This is a genomic window from Shinella yambaruensis (assembly GCF_022899355.1).
GTDB classification, from domain to species: Bacteria; Pseudomonadota; Alphaproteobacteria; order Rhizobiales; family Rhizobiaceae; genus Shinella; species Shinella yambaruensis.
The window spans coordinates 538,028-554,803 of the sequence record NZ_JALJCK010000003.1 but is presented as its reverse complement, the minus strand read 5'-3'; the positions used below and the strand labels follow the sequence as shown (position 1 = coordinate 554,803).

The 16,776-nt window shown below is 66.1% G+C and carries 13 protein-coding genes; 6 read left to right on the top strand and 7 right to left on the bottom strand.

Annotated elements, in window-relative coordinates; translation table 11 throughout:
* Nucleotides 1-10: 10 nt before the first annotated feature.
* Nucleotides 11-952, bottom strand: a complete 942-nt coding sequence (locus MUU56_RS09845) for an alpha-E domain-containing protein (RefSeq protein WP_244767119.1) — start codon at nucleotides 950-952, stop codon at nucleotides 11-13.
* Between the two features lie 4 nt (nucleotides 953-956).
* Complete coding sequence (locus tag MUU56_RS09840; RefSeq protein ID WP_244767168.1) at nucleotides 957-2,351, bottom strand: circularly permuted type 2 ATP-grasp protein; 1,395 nt, start codon at nucleotides 2,349-2,351, stop codon at nucleotides 957-959.
* A gap of 346 nt (nucleotides 2,352-2,697) precedes the next feature.
* Here MUU56_RS09840 and MUU56_RS09835 point away from each other — a divergent pair, with 346 nt between their 5' ends.
* A complete protein-coding gene (locus MUU56_RS09835) occupies nucleotides 2,698-3,582 on the top strand; it encodes a DMT family transporter (protein ID WP_244767118.1) in 885 nt (294 codons plus the stop codon).
* A gap of 235 nt (nucleotides 3,583-3,817) precedes the next feature.
* Here the strand turns inward: MUU56_RS09835 and MUU56_RS09830 are convergent, their stop codons facing one another.
* Together MUU56_RS09830 and MUU56_RS09825 are read right to left on the bottom strand one after the other, a co-directional pair.
* Nucleotides 3,818-5,248: a DEAD/DEAH box helicase gene (locus MUU56_RS09830; RefSeq protein ID WP_244767117.1), complete on the bottom strand. Its 1,431-nt coding sequence runs from the start codon at nucleotides 5,246-5,248 to the stop codon at nucleotides 3,818-3,820.
* Nucleotides 5,249-5,604: 356 nt separating this feature from the next.
* Nucleotides 5,605-6,705: a DNA alkylation repair protein gene (locus MUU56_RS09825; RefSeq protein ID WP_244767116.1), complete on the bottom strand. Its 1,101-nt coding sequence runs from the start codon at nucleotides 6,703-6,705 to the stop codon at nucleotides 5,605-5,607.
* A gap of 213 nt (nucleotides 6,706-6,918) precedes the next feature.
* Here MUU56_RS09825 and MUU56_RS09820 point away from each other — a divergent pair, with 213 nt between their 5' ends.
* Nucleotides 6,919-7,371: a host attachment protein gene (locus MUU56_RS09820; protein ID WP_244767115.1), complete on the top strand. Its 453-nt coding sequence runs from the start codon at nucleotides 6,919-6,921 to the stop codon at nucleotides 7,369-7,371.
* Nucleotides 7,372-7,389: 18 nt separating this feature from the next.
* Here the strand turns inward: MUU56_RS09820 and MUU56_RS09815 are convergent, their stop codons facing one another.
* On the bottom strand, nucleotides 7,390-8,985 hold the full coding sequence (locus MUU56_RS09815; RefSeq protein ID WP_244767167.1) for a trimethylamine methyltransferase family protein: 1,596 nt from the start codon (nucleotides 8,983-8,985) through the stop codon (nucleotides 7,390-7,392).
* Between the two features lie 230 nt (nucleotides 8,986-9,215).
* Here MUU56_RS09815 and MUU56_RS09810 point away from each other — a divergent pair, with 230 nt between their 5' ends.
* Nucleotides 9,216-12,878, top strand: a complete 3,663-nt coding sequence (locus MUU56_RS09810) for a PAS-domain containing protein (RefSeq protein ID WP_244767114.1) — start codon at nucleotides 9,216-9,218, stop codon at nucleotides 12,876-12,878.
* A 4-nt stretch (nucleotides 12,879-12,882) separates the two neighbouring features.
* On the opposite strand, the gene mnmC2 is transcribed toward MUU56_RS09810, so the two are convergent.
* Complete coding sequence (gene mnmC2 / locus MUU56_RS09805) at nucleotides 12,883-13,605, bottom strand: tRNA (5-methylaminomethyl-2-thiouridine)(34)-methyltransferase MnmC2 (protein WP_244767113.1); 723 nt, start codon at nucleotides 13,603-13,605, stop codon at nucleotides 12,883-12,885.
* Here mnmC2 and MUU56_RS09800 point away from each other — a divergent pair.
* The gene (locus MUU56_RS09800; RefSeq protein WP_244767112.1) at nucleotides 13,604-14,782 is read left to right on the top strand and encodes an NAD(P)/FAD-dependent oxidoreductase; all 1,179 of its coding nucleotides are present in this window, start codon (nucleotides 13,604-13,606) and stop codon (nucleotides 14,780-14,782) included. The two genes, mnmC2 and MUU56_RS09800, sit on opposite strands and share 2 nt — an antisense overlap.
* A gap of 7 nt (nucleotides 14,783-14,789) precedes the next feature.
* On the opposite strand, the gene MUU56_RS09795 is transcribed toward MUU56_RS09800, so the two are convergent.
* Nucleotides 14,790-15,164 carry a PRC-barrel domain-containing protein gene (locus MUU56_RS09795; protein WP_064330851.1) on the bottom strand — a complete coding sequence of 125 codons (375 nt, stop codon included), beginning with the start codon at nucleotides 15,162-15,164 and terminating at the stop codon, nucleotides 14,790-14,792.
* A gap of 136 nt (nucleotides 15,165-15,300) precedes the next feature.
* Between MUU56_RS09795 and puuE the strand changes: the two genes are divergently transcribed.
* Nucleotides 15,301-16,233, top strand: coding sequence for an allantoinase PuuE (gene puuE, locus MUU56_RS09790; RefSeq protein WP_244767111.1), 933 nt, complete (start codon nucleotides 15,301-15,303; stop codon nucleotides 16,231-16,233).
* On the top strand, nucleotides 16,230-16,727 hold the full coding sequence (gene uraD / locus MUU56_RS09785) for a 2-oxo-4-hydroxy-4-carboxy-5-ureidoimidazoline decarboxylase (protein ID WP_244767110.1): 498 nt from the start codon (nucleotides 16,230-16,232) through the stop codon (nucleotides 16,725-16,727). The genes puuE and uraD overlap by 4 nt, the downstream gene beginning before the upstream one ends.
* Nucleotides 16,728-16,776 lie beyond the last annotated feature (49 nt).

Below are 16,776 nucleotides of genomic sequence, written 5' to 3'. Positions count from 1 at the left end.
CTCGCCAGCCCTATCGATAGAAGCGGTAGCCTTCGGAGATTTCCTCTCCGAGGCGGTTGTTGTGCACGATGAACTCTTCGATGAACTCATGGAGCCCCTGTTCCATGATGTCGTCGATGGTGCGGCTTCTCAGCAGCATCAGCGTGGCGGAGGCCGTTTCGTGCGCCGCGTGGTTGTCGCCGTAGAGCTTTGCGAGATAGCCGAGATTGCTGACGATCTTGTCGTAGCTGTAGGCGAGCGAGCGCGGCATGCGGTCGTTGAGGATCAGGAAGTCGGAAATGTTGGTCGAGGAATAGTCGCCGTCATAGACCCAGCTGTAGGAGCGGTGCGCGGAGACCGAGCGCAGGATCGATTCCCATTGCATGTTGTCGAGCGAGGAGCCGACCTTCGCGATCGCCGGCAGGAGAACGTAATATTTGACGTCGAGGATACGCGCGGTGTTGTCCGCCCGCTCGATGAAGGTGCCGATGCGCGAGAAATTATAGATGTCGTCGCGCAGCATGGTGCCGTGGAAGGCGCCGCGGATGAGGCCGGTGCGCCGCTTGATCGCGTCGATCACCTCCGGCATTTCCGCCGGACGGACGCGCTTGGCGAGCATGTCCTTGAACTCGATCCAGCACTCGTTGGTGGCTTCCCAGGTCTCCCGGGTCAGCGCCGTGCGCACCATGCGGGCGTTGTTGCGCGCCGATTCGATGCAGGACATCACGCTCGACGGGTTCGAGCGGTCGCGCAGGAGGTAGTCGATCGCGTCGGCGCTCGTCAGCTTGCCGTGCACGGTGTCGAAATCCTCGCGCACGCCGGCGCTTTGCAGGACGCCGTCCCAGTCCTCGTCGGAGGAGCCGGTGCGCGTCAGCGCCATGCGCAGGCCCGCATCGATGAGGCGGGCGATGTTCTCGCCCCGCTCGATATAGCGGAACATCCAGTAGAGGCCGTTTGCAGTTCGTCCCAGCATCGGCTCAGTCCTCCAGTACCCAGGTGTCCTTCGTGCCGCCGCCCTGGCTGGAGTTGACCACCAGCGAGCCTTCCTTCAGCGCCACGCGGGTGAGCCCGCCGGGAATGATCTGCACCTTGTCGGAAACGAGCACATAGGGCCGGAGGTCGACGTGCCGCGGCGCGATGCCCTTGTTGACAAGGATCGGGACTGTGGAGAGCGACAGCGTCGGCTGGGCGATATAGTTCGCCGGCCGGGCCTTCAGCTTTTCGGCGAAGGCCGCGCACTCCTTCTTCGAGGCGGTGGGGCCGACGAGCATGCCGTAGCCGCCCGAGCCATGCACCTCCTTCACCACCAGTTCGCTCAGGTGCTCGAGCACGTATTTCAGGCTGTCCTCTTCCGAGCAGCGCCAGGTCGGCACGTTCTCAAGCATCGCCTTGCGGCCCGTATAGAACTCGACGATCTCGGGCATGTAGGAATAGATCGCCTTGTCGTCGGAAATGCCGGTGCCGGGGGCGTTGGCGATGGTGATGTTGCCGGCCTTGTAGACATCCATGATGCCGGGAATGCCAAGGGCGGAATCCGGCCGGAAGGTGAGGGGATCGAGGAAATCGTCGTCGACGCGGCGGTAGAGCACGTCGATCGCCTCGTAGCCGCGGGTGGTGCGCATCTTCACCTTGCCGTCGACGACGCGCAGGTCCGAGCCCTCGACCAGTTCCACGCCCATCATGTCGGCGAGGAAGGCGTGTTCATAATAGGCCGAGTTGAAGATGCCGGGGGTCAGCACCGCGACACGCGGCTTGCCCGAACAGCCGGGCGGGGCGAGCGAGGCGAGGCTCTGGCGCAGGAGCTTCGGATAGTCCTCGACCGGCCGCACCTTGTTGATGTGGAACAGCTCCGGGAACATCTGCATCATGGTTTCCCGGTTCTCCAGCATGTAGCTGACACCGGATGGGGTGCGGGCATTGTCCTCAAGCACGTAGAACTGGTCTTCGCCGGTGCGCACGATATCGGTGCCGACGATGTGGGTATAGACGCCGCCCGGCGGCTTGAAGCCGATCATCTGCGGCAGGAAGGCTTCGTTGCGCTCGATCAGTTCGCGCGGCACGCGGCCGGCCTTGATGATCTCCTGCTTGTGGTAGATGTCGTCGAGGAAGGCGTTGAGGGCGATGACCCGCTGTTCGATGCCCTGGGCGAGCCTGCGCCATTCTCGGCCGGAAATGATGCGGGGGATGATGTCGAAGGGGATGAGTTTCTCGGAACTGTCCTCGTGTCCGTAGACCGCGAAGGTGATGCCGGTCTTTCGAAAGAGGTTCTCGGCGTCCCTGGATTTGGCGATCAGGCGAGCCCGATCCTGTCCTTCGTACCAGTCATGGTAGTTTTCGTATGGCTGCCGCGGACCTTGGTCCGCATTCATCATTTCATCAAATGCCAAAGGCGTGTTCCCCATTTCTCGCCATTTGAGTACAACATCCCGGGCAATGCAAGAACCATGCTCAATTAGCAGGAAAGAATTCTCACACCGCTTTGAAGGCGGCTAAACCGGCCGGCAAGACGGTTTTTTCTGCAAGGGAAACATGCCGCTGCCCGCGCCGTGCCGATCCGCGGGACGCTGCCGGGGCCGGTCCTGCCGAAAACATGGGCAGATGCCGAAAAGCCGTTCCGCCCGATCTTTCGTTGAACCTAATCATCAAGGAAATTCCTTTGACCATCGCGGAGGCGGCGCCTATCGCTCGCGCACCGATTGTCCTTTCGCCGGAAGTCCCATGTCCCTCGATCGCCTGGCTCCGGCCATCTTCGTCCTGCTCTGGTCGACCGGCTGGGTCGTCGCGAAGTTCGGCGCCATCGTCTCCGAGCCGCTGACGTTTCTGAGCATCCGCTATGCCGCCGCCGCCATTCTGTTCGCCGGCCTGTGCCTTGCGTCCGGCGTCGCCTGGCCGCGCGACCGGCGCACGATCGCGCATGCCTTCGTCTCCGGCGCCTTCCTGCACGGCCTCTACCTCGGGGCGGTTTGGTGGGCGATCGGCGAGGGCGTGCCGGCGGCGCTCTCCTCCATCATCGCGGCGCTCCAGCCGCTGATGACGGCGCTGGCCGCCCCCTTCTTCATCGGCGAGCGGCTGAGCCCGACGCAGAAGGCCGGCCTCTGTCTCGGCTTCCTCGGCGTGCTGCTGGCGGTGCTGCCGAAATTCTTCGGCCAGGGGGCCGCGGCAATCCCGGCCTTCGCCATCGTCGTCAACATGCTCGGCATGGCCGCCGTCACCTACGGCACGATCTACCAGAAGCAGCACCTCCAGGCCGGCGACATCCGGGCCATCGCGACGCTGCAATATGTCGGGGCGCTCATCGTCACCGTGCCTTTCGCGCTTTGCCTGGAAAGCCTGCATGTCGATGTCGGCTTGGCCTTCGTCGCGCTGCTCGCCTGGTCGGTGCTCGGCATCTCCATGGGGGCGGTCCTGCTGCTGCTCTACCTCATCCGTCGCGGCCAGGTTTCCCGCGCGGCCTCCCTCATCTACCTCGTGCCGCCGATCGCCGCCCTCCAGGCCGCCGCCGTCTTCGGCGAGGAATTGACGGTGCCGATGATCCTCGGCACGGTGATCGTCGTTATCGGGGTCTATCTCACCAACCGCAAGGATGTCGCGCCGGCGGAGTAGGTGGCGGTCGCGTGGATCCTCGGCTCGGAGGTCGAGGACGACGGAGGGGGGTGAGGCTGCCCGCTCGTCAAACCGTGCGGTATGCGGCCTCGTTGCCTTGAGCCTGCAAACCTCTCTTCTTTCGTCATCCTCGGGCTTGACCCGAGGATCCACGCGACACCGCGACGCCGGTGGTTGGCCCAAACGAAAACGGCGGGCCGAAGCCCGCCGTTTGCTCATCTTCTGATCAACCTGCTTACGCCTGCTCGCGGCGCTGGCCTTCCGGCCGGCGCGGCTTGCCGTGGTGGTTCGGGCGGCCCTGGCCGTTGCCGCCACCGTGGTTGCGGTTCTGGCGCTCGCCCTGCTTCTGCTGTGGGCGGCCGCCATGGGCGCGCTTGCCGGCAGCCGGGGCGCCGCCCTCGGAAGCGGCCTGCGTGCCATCGCCGAAGGGCTTGCGCTGCGGGCGCTGGGCGGCGCGGCCGTTGCCGGAACGCTGGCCGCCGCCATTGTTGCGGCCCTTGCGCGACTTGCCGCCGGGGCCGGCCGTCACGATGGCCGGGGCCTCGCCGCTGGCGACCGTGATCTTGATGCCCATCAGCTTCTCGATGTCGCGCAGGAGATGCGCTTCGTCCGGCGCGCAGAAGGCGATGGCGATGCCGTCGCGGCCGTTGCGGGCCGTGCGGCCGATGCGGTGGACATAGGCGTCCGGCACTTCCGGCAGGTCGTAGTTGTAGACGTGGGTGACGCCCGGGATGTCGATGCCGCGGGCGGCGACGTCGGTGGCGACCAGCACGCGGATCTCGCCGTCACGGAAGGCCTTGAGGGCGCGCTCGCGCTGGCCCTGGCTCTTGTTGCCGTGGATGGAGGCGGCCTTGAAGCCGATATGGTCGAGATGCTTCATCAGCTTTTCCGCACCATGCTTGGTGCGCGAGAAGACGAGCGACAGGCCATCCGGATTGGCGGTGAGTGTCTGCTTGAGGATCTGCGTCTTCTGGTCCTTGCCGGGCACGAAGTGCACGTACTGCTCCACCTTGTCGGCAGCCTTGCCGGGCGGGGTGACCTCGACCTTCTTCGGGTTGACGAGGTATTCGCCGGCAAGCTCGGCGATCAGCTTGGGCATGGTGGCCGAGAAGAGCAGCGTCTGGCGGTTCTTCGGCACGAGCTTGGAGATCTTGCGCAGGTCGTGGATGAAGCCGAGGTCGAGCATCTGGTCGGCCTCGTCGAGCACGAGGTAGCGGGCCTGCGTCAGCGTCACGGCCTTGCGGGCGACAAGGTCGAGCAGGCGGCCGGGGGTGGCGACGAGAATGTCGGTGCCGCGCGAGAGCATTTCCGACTGCTTGTTGATGGAGGCGCCGCCGACGACGGTGACGACGCGCAGCGGCGTCTTCTTCACGAAGTCGCGCAGGTTGTCGGCGATCTGGTTCACCAGTTCGCGGGTCGGGGCGAGGATGAGGGCGCGGATGTTGCGCGGGTCGGGGCGACGGGCCTCGGCGAGAAGCTTTTCGATCATCGGCAGGCCGAAGGCGGCCGTCTTGCCGGTGCCGGTCTGGGCAAGGCCGATCAGGTCGCTGCCTTCGAGGACGAGCGGGATGGCCTTTTCCTGGATCGGCGTTGCCTTTTCAAAGCCGAGGGCGGAGAGCGTGGCGACGATGGTCTTCGAGAGGCCGAGGTCGTGGAACGTGGTCAAGTCTGATACCTTTCGGGGCGCCAGGCGACTGTCCCGACCGCAGTTCCGGAGGCAAGATCGCGTCACGCTTTTGCTTGAACTGCTTCGGGCCGGAACCGCACCATGCGCTTCCGGTTTCGTCTGGCGTCAAGAACCCCGCGTGAATTGGGAACTTGTGGGTTGGTTGGCAGTCGTCTGCGCAGTCATCCGCAAATGGGAGGCGGATCGTTCTCTTGCGCTTGTCCTTCTTCGTATCCCGTTGCGGGGAAATCTCAGGCTCGCTCACGCGGCGGCCGAAGGGCGACGCTGCGGCTCATGTCGTTGTTTTGTGGTGAAAAGTCAAGCCTTAGTTTTCGCAGGTGCGAAAAGAGTTGCCCCTACGCCATGTGCAGGTCGAAGTCGGCCGCGGCGCAGACCGTGCCGTTGATCAGGATCTCGATGCGGTGTTTTCCGGGATAGTAGCGCCGCGTGGTGATCGCCCGGATCGCATGATCCTTCCCGATCGTCTGGCTGGCGCCGGCCGACAGGTCGAGCTGCTTCCACTTGAAGACCTTGGGCGCCAGTGTGCCGTTCGCCTTCACATGGTGGATCGCATAGTCGATCATCAGCCGCTGTGGCGCCGCATCCGCGTTCGTCACCACGATGGAAAAGCCGAGCTTGTCGCCGAAGACGATAGCGGGGGCAGCAAGGGTGAGGGCCGCGCCGATGCCCCTGGCCGCCACAAAGCCGAAATTGGCGAGCGCCTTCGCATCACCCTTCTTCAGGAGCGTGCGCGAGGCATGGCGCAGCAACTGCCGGCGCTCGGCGGAGGCGCCCTCGATGTGCCGCTCGACGAAATCGGCGACGAGGGCCGGATGGTCCTTGGCGATGTCGTTGAGACTGTTGGCGACGGAGCGGCGCACATAGTCTTCCGGATCGTCGAGGAGCGCAACAAGGATCGGCAGGACCGGGGCCGGGTTCCTGACCAGCGCCGGCAGGCGCATCGCCCAGGGCAGGCGCGGGCGGGTGCCTTCGCTGGCAAGCCGGCGGACGTGATGATCGGGATCGGTCGTCCAGCCCGAGATTTCCGCAAGCGCCCGGTCCTGCTCGGCATGGATGAAGCGGCGGATGCCGAATTCCGCCGTGAAATGCGGCGTCAATGCCTTGAGGAGGGCGAGCGACAGGTCGAAATGCTGCAGGCCCTGTTGCGCGACGAACTGGTTGACCGGCAGCAGGGCCCAGCCGGAAAGCCCCGGGCCCTCCTCCTGCGGCAGTGCCCTTCGAAGGATTTTTGCAGCGGCCGCATAGTCGGCGGGCAGCGTCTGCACCAGCGCGTCCTTGATCCGTTCGGCGCGCTGCATCAGCTCCAGCGCCGCCATGCCGTCCGTGGCAAGCCGCGTGAAGCGGTCCGCGTCGAAATCCGGCGCGGCCCGGGAGACGTGCTCCGCCATCTCCTTCACCAGTCCGGGATGCAGCAGGTTCTTCAGCGGTTCGGCCACGGGGTTCTCCTGTCCTTTGCCGTACCCTAGCGAACCATGGCGGCGCGGGGATAGGGGACGGACACCGCTTTCCAACAGGTTCGTTATCGATGCCACCCGGAACATGCGCCCGGCCGTTGCGTTGGATCAACGCGCATCCTGCCACAATCCTGTTGGATGTTGCGCAGGGCGGATTCGTCTGCCTGTCCATGAACCTCGCTACGGGAGTGAAACATGACCGCTACGACTTGGATTCTCGCCGCTGACGGCAACCAGGCCCGCCTGCTCAAAGGGGTGAACCTGTTGAAGGATGGCCAGCAGAGCCCGGAGCAGGAGGTCTTTCGCTGGGAGCCGAAGAAGGCGCAGGACATCATGGCCGACAAGCCCGGCCGCAGCCATTCCTCGGTCGGTCCTGGCCGTTCCGCCATGGAATATTCGAGCGATCCCGTGCGGGAGGAACAGTTGAAGTTCACAGCGGAAGTCGCCGGCCGCATCGACGACTACGCCGCCGAAGGCGCCTTCGATCGGCTCGTGGTCTGCGCCGCGCCGCAGACGCTCGGCGACCTGCGCAACAAGCTCTCCGACAAGTCGCGCACGCTGACCATGGCCGAGATCGACAAGAACTTTTCCAACCTGCCGACGGAGAAGCTGATCTCCTCCGTCCGCTCCATCATGTTCGATGCCTGAGGTCGTAGGAGAAAACCCTTAGAAATCCGTGGGAACGCCGCCCTCTTCCTTGCGCTTGGCGACGAACGCTTCCAGTTCGTCCTCGATCGCCGGGTCGAGCGGCGGCTTCTCGTAGGCGTTGAGCTTTTCCTTGAAGACCCGGTTGGCATGATCGTAGGTGGTCGGCCGGCCGGCTTCCGTCCATGTCTCGAAATTGCGCCAGTCCGAGAGGATCGGGGCGTAGAACGCCGTCTCGTAGCGGGCGAGCGTGTGCGGCGTGCCGAAGAAGTGGCCGCCCGGGCCGACGTCCCGCACGGCCTCAATGCCCAGCGCGTCCGGGCTGACATCGAGCGGCGCCAGATATTCGGCCACCATCTGCAGCATGTCCACGTCGAGGATGAACTTCTCGAAGGAGGCCGTCAGGCCGCCCTCGCTCCAGCCGGCCGAATGCATGATGAAGTTGCCGCCGCCCTGCGTCAGCGCCCAGAGGGAAAAGGCGGATTCATAGGCGGCCTGTGCATCCAGCGTGTTGGAGGCATTGGTGTTCGAGGTGCGATAGGGGATGTTGTACTTGCGGGCGAGCTGGCCGCCGGCGATCACCGCCTTCATGTATTCCGGCGTGCCGAAGGCGGGCGCGCCCGTCTTCATGTCGACATTGGAGGTGAAGCCGCCATACATGACCGGCGCGCCGCGCCGCACCATCTGCGTGAAGGCGATGCCGGCCAGCGCCTCGGCATTCTGCTGCACGACGGCGCCCGCGATCGTCACCGGCGCCATGGCGCCGGCTAGCGTGAAGGGCGTCACCACCACGACCTGACCCCGCGACGACATCTCGATGATGCCCTGCAGCATCGGCCCGTCGAGCCGCAGCGGCGAGGAGGTGTTGATGATGGTGAAGAGCGAGGGCTCGCGCTCCATCTGCTCCATCGAGATGCCGCGGCCGATGCGGGCGATCTCGATGCCGTCGAGATTGCGCTGCCTACCGAGCGAATAGACGTGGAACACCTTGTCGGTCAGCGTCACCAGGTCCGACAGGCAGTCGAGATGGCGGACGGAGGCGTGGATGTCGACCGGCTCGACCGGATAGCCGCCCGTCGTGTGGATGACGTCGTAGGACTGGGCGAGCTTCACCAGCTTGCGGAAATCCTCCTGGTTGCCGGCGCGCCGGCCGCCGTCGCGGTCGGCGACGAAGGGGGCGGAGGCAACCTGCGCGAAGACGAGGTTGTTGCCGCCGATCTCGACATTGCGCAGGGGATTGCGCGCATGCATCGTGAAGGCGGGCGGGACGGAGGCCATCATGTCCAGGATGAGCCCGCGGTCGAAGCGCACGCGGTCCGTGCCGGGCGTCACCTCGGCGCCGGCCGCCTTCATGCGCTCGCGCGCCTCCGGCAGGATGATGTCCATGCCGATCTCTTCGAGGATGGTGAGCGATGCCTGATGCACGGCCTCCAGCGCATCCTCGGAAAGCACCGTGGAGGAAGCCGTCGTGTTAACGAGATTGAGGTATCTGGAGGTGGCCGTCGGCCGGCGGATGCGCTCTGCGCTGCGCCCGCCGCTGCGGCGCCGGCGCTCGACGGGCGTCTCGGACGCCTCCGGTTGTTCGAGGTGACTTTCGAGTTTGATCACGTCGCCCATGTGCAGCGCAGCCCCGGTCTGGTTTGCCTCGCGCTTTTGTCGCATGTCCTGCAACGGCATGCTCCGCCATTTGCGACAGCCAAATGCCCTGGTGGATAAGCGGTTTCGGGATGCGCCTTCCTAGATGCGTCACTTCCGGCAACGAAAGGTTAACCATCCGTTCAAGGATTAGTGGTACCCCCCGAGGGGTATGAATCTCTCCCTCCGTCCTGCTTCGGGGAGCGCGTGGCGTGGCTGAAACTCAAGACGAATTGCTGGTGGCGGCCTGTGCGCGCGTTCGCGAACACCCGTATCCGGCATATGTCAAAAGCAGCGAGTTGCGCTATCTGGCGGTGAACGAGGCCTATGCGCGCCTCTTCGGCCACGGTCCCGCGGAGATGATCGGCCTTACCAGCGACGAAAGCGGCGAGGCGCCGGGCCATGGCGACCGCGACGATCCGGAACGCCGCTGCCTGATCTTCGGAAACCCCGAGCGGGCCCGTTATCTGCACCCCTTCGGCGGCGGCAGCTTCGATATCGCCATGAAGCGCGAGCGGATCTCCCCGACCCTCTCGGTGCTCGTCGGCCTTTTCACGCCCTCGGTCGAGGGGACGGCCGCCACGATCTGTGCCGCCGCCAATCTGAATGGCGTTGCGGCGCGGCTGGCGGACGCAGCGGCCGGGGAGCGCGGCGATGCCGCGTCTGGCGAGCCTGTGGAGGATGCGCTCGATGCGCTCGGGGCGGGGGTCGCCGTCTTCGGTGCCGACAACCGGTTGCGATACACCAATCGCAGCATGCGGGAGTTCTACCGGCTGCTCGTCGGCACGCTTGCGGACGGCCCCGTCAGCCTCGCCGCGCTCACGCGCGCGCTGCACGATATCGAAGTGGGACACACGTCCGAGGACGAGCGCGAGCACTGGGTCGCCGCGCGGCTTGCCTGCTATGACCTGCCGCTGCACGAATGCGTCGTCCGCCTTGCCGGCGGCTGGATCCGCCTCGTCACGCAGCGCCGGCCGGATGGCACCTTCGTTGCGTTGCGCCTCGACGTGACGGCGCTGAAGGAGAGCGAAGGGCGGCTGAAGCAGCATTCGCAGGAGATCAGCCTCTACCGGGCGCTGCTCGACGAGCTTCCGGTCGCAAGCTTCATGCGCGACGAGAACCAGCGCATGATCTTCGCCAACCGCGCCTATGTCGCGCTGACGGGCCGCCAGCCGGAAGAACTGCTCGGCCTCACCACGCTCGACATGTTTCCGGGGCAGGGCGAGAAGTTCCACGCGCAGAACCAGCTCGTGCTCGATACCGGCGAGCTGCTTGAAGCCGAGATCGATCATGTCCGGCCGGACGGCTCGGTGCTGCCGACGATCTCGCGTCTCTGCCGCGTCACGACGCTGGACGAGAAGCGCTATCTCATCGGCTCGATCACCGACACCACGGTGCTGAAGAAGCGCGAAGGCCAGCTGATCGACGCCCAACGCGAGGCGGAGGGCGCCAAGGCGGACCTCGAAAGCATCGTCGAATCGTTGCCTGTCGGCATCGTCGTCGTCGATGTGGCCGGCAATATCGAACTGGTGAACGGCGCCTTCGAGGAGCTGTGGGATGGCGCGCTGCCGCCGATGAAAGGCCGCCCGCTGGGCGATCTCCTGCGCTTCCAGCAGGCGCAGGGCGGCGCCTACGGGGAAGAGGGGACGCTTGCCGAGGCCTACGAGGCGTGCATTTCCGGTATCCGGGCTGGCGAGACGCCGGCGCGCGAGGTCGCCTATGCCAGCGGCCGGACGGTGATCGAGGCCGGCTGTGCGATCTCCGGCGGCCGCTGCCTCCTGACCTATATCGACATCACCGAGCGGCGCGAGCGCGAGCGCGAGGTGCTGGAGACCCGCAGCGCCCTCGAGGAGGTCGGCAGCCTCGTGAAGGACGCGGTCTCCTCGATGAGCCAGGGCCTCCTCATCATCGAGGACGGCGTGGTGGTGCTTTCCAACGAGGCGCTGTCCGCGATGATCGCCATGCCGCGCGAGTTGCTGCAGCCGGGCGCGCTCGTCAAGGACGTGCTGCAAAGCTGCATCGACCGTGACATCGCCGGCTTCCTCGGCGAGGAGCCCGTCGATGCCAGCCGGTTCGGGGAAATCCTCTTCACCGGCAAGCCGGCGTCGCTGACGGTCTTCAGCGGCTACCAGCGCTGGCTGCGTCTCGACGTGACCCCGACGAGCCGCGGCCGCGACGTCATTGTCTTTTCCGACATCACGGACCTCAAGAGCCGCGAGGACGAGTTGCGCCGCCTCGTCACCCGCGCCGAGACGGCCGACAAGGCGAAGTCGGAGTTCCTCGCCAATATGAGCCATGAAATCCGCACGCCGATGAACGGCGTGCTCGGCATGGCGGAGCTGCTCGCCAAATCGAACCTCGATACGCGGCAGAAGACCTTCATCGACATCATGGTGAAGTCCGGCAATGCGCTGCTCACCATCATCAACGACATCCTCGACTTCTCGAAGATCGATGCCGGCCAGATGACGCTGCGTGCCACCGCCTTCAATCCGGTGGAGGCGATCGAGGATGTCGCGACGCTGCTGTCGGCTAAGGCGGCGGAGAAGGACATCGAGCTCGTCGTGCGCGGCGCTGCCAACATGCCGGCCGTGGTGATGGGCGACGCGGGCCGTTTCCGCCAGATCGTCACCAATCTCGTCGGCAACGCCGTCAAGTTCACCGACCGCGGGCATGTCCTCATCGATCTTTCCGCGCAGACAGGCGGGGATGGCGGCGTGGAGATCATCATCCGCGTCGAGGATACGGGGGCGGGCATTCCGGCCGAGAAGATGGAATCGATCTTCGAGAAGTTCTCGCAGGTCGACGCTTCCTCGACCCGCCGCCACGAGGGAACCGGGCTCGGCCTCGCCATCACCGACGGGCTGACGCGCCTGTTCGGCGGCACGCTCACGGCGACCAGCGAGGTCGGCAGCGGTTCGGCCTTCACCGTGCGCCTGCCGATGGCGCTCGCCGTCGCCGCCCTGCCGGCCCGCATCGTGCCGGCCAGGGCGCCGGGCGCGCGCATCCTCGTCGTCGACGGGCACGACCTCTCCCGCAAGGCCGCGCACGACATGCTGCTCGACTGGGGTTTCGACGCGACCGCCGTCGGCTCCGAGACGGAGGCGCTTGCCGTCCTCGCCGCGGCAGGCGACATGGGCGTCTCGGTGGATGCCGTCCTGCTCGACTACCACCCGGAGCGTGCCTTCGATTTCGTGCGGGCGTTGCGGGAAGGGCCTCGAACCGCCGGCATCGCTGTGATCATGCTCACATCCATGACCCTGCCGGCCGATGACAGGCTGCTCGCCTCGCCGGATATCCAGGCCCATCTCATGAAGCCCGTGCGGGCCGACCTGCTGCGCGAGACGGTGTCCGAGGTGCTGCGGGCGATGCGCGGAACGAAGGCTCCGGCGCAAGGCGCAGGCGAGGGCAAGGTCCTGCCGCTGCGCCCGCATGCGGCCACCTCCGGGGTCGCGGCCGCCGAAGGCGAAATCCTCGATGTCCTCGTGGCCGAGGACAACGAGGTCAACCAGATCCTCTTCACCCAGATGCTGATGGCCTCCGGCCTGCGCTTCCGGCTGGTGGAAAACGGGCAGGAGGCGGTGGAGGTTTTCCGCGCGTCCCGCCCCGGCATGATCCTGATGGACATCTCCATGCCGGTGATGGACGGTCTGCAGGCGAGCCGTGCGATCCGCGCGATCGAAAGCGGCTCCGGCCGCCGGGTGCCGATCGTCGCCGTCACCGCCCATGTGCTCGATGGCGATCGCGAGGACTGCCTGGCCGCGGGCATGGACGATTACCTGACGAAGCCGATCAGCATCGAGAAGCTCGAAGAAAAGCTCGACCGCTGGCTGAAGCGCAGCGGCAGGGACGCCGTGACCGGCACGCTGTCGTGAGCGTTCAGCCGACCGGTCTTTCCCCGCACAGCATTTCCCGCTTTCCCGCAAAACCCGGCCGGCGTTCCACGACGAAACCGGCGGCAGCAAGGTTGCGCCGCACGAAGCCGGCCGCCGCATAGGTGCCGAAGCGCCCGCCGGGAACGGTCAGCCGGAAGACCGCCGCCATCAGCTCGGCCGACCACATGTCCGGATTGCGCGCAGGCGCGAAACCGTCGAGAAACCAGGCGTCGAAGGGTGTCGTCTCGTTCCCGAGGCTTTCCAGCGCCGCGCCGCAGACCACGGTGAGGCGGACACCGGGCGCAAGGTCGATCTCGACGCGCCCGGCCGGTGCATCCGGCCATTTGTCGGCCAGGATCGTGCGTTCGTGCTCGATTTCCGGCCAGTGCGCGAGTGCCCGGGCGATATCGGCGCGCGCCATGGGGAAACGCTCGAAGGAGGTGAAGTGGAGGCTTGCGCCTTCCGGCGCGGTTCCGCGCCATTGCCGCCAGGTCTCGCAGAGGTTGAGGCCGGTGCCGAAGCCGAGTTCGGCGATGCGGAAAGGTGCTTTCCGTTGCCAGCGGTCCGGCAGCCCGTTGCCGGCGAGGAAGACATGGCCGCATTCCAGCCGGCCGTCGCTGCGGCAATAAAAGTGGTCGTCAAAGGCCCGGGAATAGGGCATATCGCCGTCGTGCCAATCGAGGACGGCTTCGGTCTGCGGCGTGTTTTCAGGATTGTGGTCAGCCATGGCGAATGCCGATAATCGCGGGAAGGCCGCCGGTCAACCGGCCGTGGACCTCATCGTCGCCGGCGGCGGGGTGATGGGCCTGTGGACCGCGCTTCTTGCCGCCCGGCAGGGCCTGTCCGTGCACCTTGCCGAGCGGCGGGCGATCGGCGCAGGCGCCAGCGGCGGCGTGCTCGGCGCGCTGATGCCGCATCTGCCGGATCGCTGGAACGCCAAGAAGGCCTTCCAGTTCGCCGCGCTGGTTTCGCTCGAGGCGGAGATCGCAGCGCTGGAGGCCGAAACCGGGCTTTCCGCGGGCTATCGCCGCTCCGGCCGCCTCATCCCCCTTCCGAAGCCCCACAACCGCGCCATCGCGCTCCGCCATGCGCAGGATGCGCTTTCCGTCTGGACGATGCCCGGCCGCACCTTCGCCTTCGAGGTACTGGACGCGTCCCCCGTCGCGGGATGGCCGGCGGAAACGGCGATGGCTTCGGGGCTCGTCCATGATCATCTCGCCGCCCGCCTTGCGCCCCGCGCGCTGCTCGCGGCCTTGCGGGCCGCGCTCGCGCGCCTGCCGAATGTCACGATCCGCGAAGGCGCGGGGCTTTCCGCGCTGGACCCGGCGAATGGCATCGCCCGGTTCGAGGATGGCGCCAGTCTGGCCTTCGGCCATTGCGTGCTGGCAGCCGGCATCGAGACCTTCGCCTTGCTCGCGCCGCTCGTTCCCCCGCTGGCAAGGCCGGTGGGGAGCGCGGTGAAGGGGCAGGCGGCGCTGCTTCGGGCGCCCGTCGATCCGGCATTGCCGGTGATCTTTGCCGACGGGCTCTACATCGTGCCGCATGAGGACGGCCTCATCGCTATCGGCAGCACCAGCGAAAACAGCTTTGCCGATCCCTCCGGCACTGACGGGCTTCTCGACGCGCTGATCGCCAGGGCACGGCAGATGGCGCCGGTTCTGGCGGAAGCGCCGGTCGTGGAGCGCTGGGCAGGGCTGCGGCCCAAGGCGATCGGCCGCGAGCCGATGGTCGGCCGCCATCCCGATCACCCGACCGTCAGCCTGATGACCGGCGGCTTCAAGGTGAGCTTCGGCCTGGCGCATGAACTGGCGCGCGCGGTGCTGGACGAAATCAAGGGCGGCACGCTTGGCGTACCGCCCTCCTTCACCGTCGCGGCCCACTTCGAGGAAGCCGGACGGATGTGACCCGTGCTTACATCCAGTAGGGCGGCACGCCGTAATAGTCGTGGATCACCTTGCCGTTGCGGCGGTTCCAGTCGTATTCGGCATCGCTTTCATAGTGCGGTGCGCGCTCGACCTGCTCCTTCGTCACGTCGACGCGATAGCCGCCGAGGCCTTCGTCATAGCTCAGCTTCGCCCAGGGCAGGGGGTAGTGGTCCTGGCCGAGGCCGAGGAAGCCGCCGAAGCTGAGCACCGCGTAGGAGACGTGACCGCTGCGCTTGTCGAGGATCAGACGCTCCACCGAGCCGATATGCTTGCCGTCGGCCCCGTAGACACTCGTGCCCTCCACCTTGTCGCTGGCGATCAGATCCTGGGTTTCGCGAATGTTTGCATCCTGCATGGCCATAGGTGTTTCTCCTTGCTTGTGATGGACAGGAAACGGGCCGAGGCGGTAATGGTTCCTTTCATGAGGGTATGCATCGGATTCAATTCGGCTTCCGGCCGTCCGCTGCACCGGTTCCGCCCATTGTCGAGGTGATCGAATGACTGAGAAGACCTATCCGCGCGACCTGATCGGCTACGGCCGCACGCCCCCCAAGGTGCGCTGGCCGGGCGATGCCAACATCGCCGTGCAGTTCGTCATCAACTATGAGGAGGGCGGCGAAAGCTGCATCCTCGACGGTGACGGCGCGTCGGAGTGCCTGCTCTCGGAAATCGTCGGCGCGCAGCCCTGGCCGGGACAGCGCAACCTCAACATGGAATCGATCTACGAATACGGCTCGCGTGCCGGCTTCTGGCGCCTGCATCGCCTGTTCACCAGCCGCAACGTCACGACCACCGTCTACGGCGTGACGCTCGCCATGGCGCGCAACCCGGAAGCCGTCGCCGCCATGAAGGAAGCCGGCTGGGAGATCGCCAGCCACGGCTACCGCTGGCTGGAATACAAGGACTTCTCGGAAGAAAAAGAGCGCGAGCACATCCGCGAGGCCGTGCGCCTGCACAAGGAGCTGACCGGCTCCCATCCGCTCGGCATGTACCAGGGCAAGCCCTCCGGCAACACGCTGCGCCTGGTCATGGAGGAGGGCGGCTTCGTCTATTCCTCCGATTCCTACGCGGACGACCTGCCCTTCTGGGTGCCGGGCCTCGACGGCGAGCCCTTCCTGATCATCCCCTATACGCTCGAAACCAACGACATGCGGTTTGCGACGCCCCAGGGCTTCAACACCGGCGACCAGTTCTTCACCTACCTGAAGGACGCCTTCGACGTGCTCTACCAGGAGGGCGCCGAAGGCAGCCCGAAGATGCTGAACATCGGCCTGCACTGCCGCCTCGTCGGCCGGCCCGGCCGCGCCGCCGCGCTCGCCCGCTTCGTCGATTACGTGCTCGGCCATGAGAAGATCTGGATCCCGCGGCGCATCGACATCGCGCGCCACTGGATCGAGAACCACCACCCGTCGAAGGGGAAGGGCGCATGATCGACCGGGCCGATTTCCTCGCCCGTTTCGGCGGCGTCTTCGAGCATTCGTCCTTCATCGCCGAGCGCGCGCTCGATGCCGGCGCCGTCGCCCTGCCGCTGACGGCAGCGGGCGTGCATGCCGCGCTCGTCGAGGCCTTCCGCACGGCGAGCGAGGCCGAGCAGCTTGGCGTGCTGCGTGCCCATCCGGATCTTGCCGGCAGGCTGGCGATCGCCGGCGAGCTGACGGAGGACAGCCGCAACGAGCAGGCCGGTGCCGGCCTCGACCGGCTCTCTCCGGCCGAGCACGCCCGCTTCACCGAGCTCAACACCGCCTATACGGAAAAGTTCGGCTTCCCCTTCATCATTGCGGTGAAAGGGCTTACCAAGGACGACATCCTCGCCGCCTTCGAGGCCCGCATCGGCAACACGGCGGCGGCGGAGTTCGAAACCGCCAAAACCCAGGTGGAGCGCATCGCGCTCCTCAGATTGACCGCTGCTCTCCCCGGAGAATGAACATGCCCGACCACCAAAGACCGCCCTTCCTCTTCCCGGGAGGGCTGTC

What these genes read in the sequence shown, in the direction of transcription:
- MUU56_RS09800 (WP_244767112.1), top strand. Translation starts at nt 13,604, where the DNA reads ATGGCGAATGCCGATAATCGCGGGAAGGCCGCCGGTCAACCGGCCGTG.
- MUU56_RS09820 (WP_244767115.1), top strand. Translation starts at nt 6,919, where the DNA reads ATGACCGCTACGACTTGGATTCTCGCCGCTGACGGCAACCAGGCCCGC.
- MUU56_RS09795 (WP_064330851.1), bottom strand. Translation starts at nt 15,164, where the DNA reads ATGGCCATGCAGGATGCAAACATTCGCGAAACCCAGGATCTGATCGCC.
- puuE (WP_244767111.1), top strand. Translation starts at nt 15,301, where the DNA reads ATGACTGAGAAGACCTATCCGCGCGACCTGATCGGCTACGGCCGCACG.
- MUU56_RS09845 (WP_244767119.1), bottom strand. Translation starts at nt 952, where the DNA reads ATGCTGGGACGAACTGCAAACGGCCTCTACTGGATGTTCCGCTATATC.
- uraD (WP_244767110.1), top strand. Translation starts at nt 16,230, where the DNA reads ATGATCGACCGGGCCGATTTCCTCGCCCGTTTCGGCGGCGTCTTCGAG.
- MUU56_RS09815 (WP_244767167.1), bottom strand. Translation starts at nt 8,985, where the DNA reads ATGGGCGACGTGATCAAACTCGAAAGTCACCTCGAACAACCGGAGGCG.
- MUU56_RS09840 (WP_244767168.1), bottom strand. Translation starts at nt 2,351, where the DNA reads ATGATGAATGCGGACCAAGGTCCGCGGCAGCCATACGAAAACTACCAT.
- MUU56_RS09835 (WP_244767118.1), top strand. Translation starts at nt 2,698, where the DNA reads ATGTCCCTCGATCGCCTGGCTCCGGCCATCTTCGTCCTGCTCTGGTCG.
- mnmC2 (WP_244767113.1), bottom strand. Translation starts at nt 13,605, where the DNA reads ATGGCTGACCACAATCCTGAAAACACGCCGCAGACCGAAGCCGTCCTC.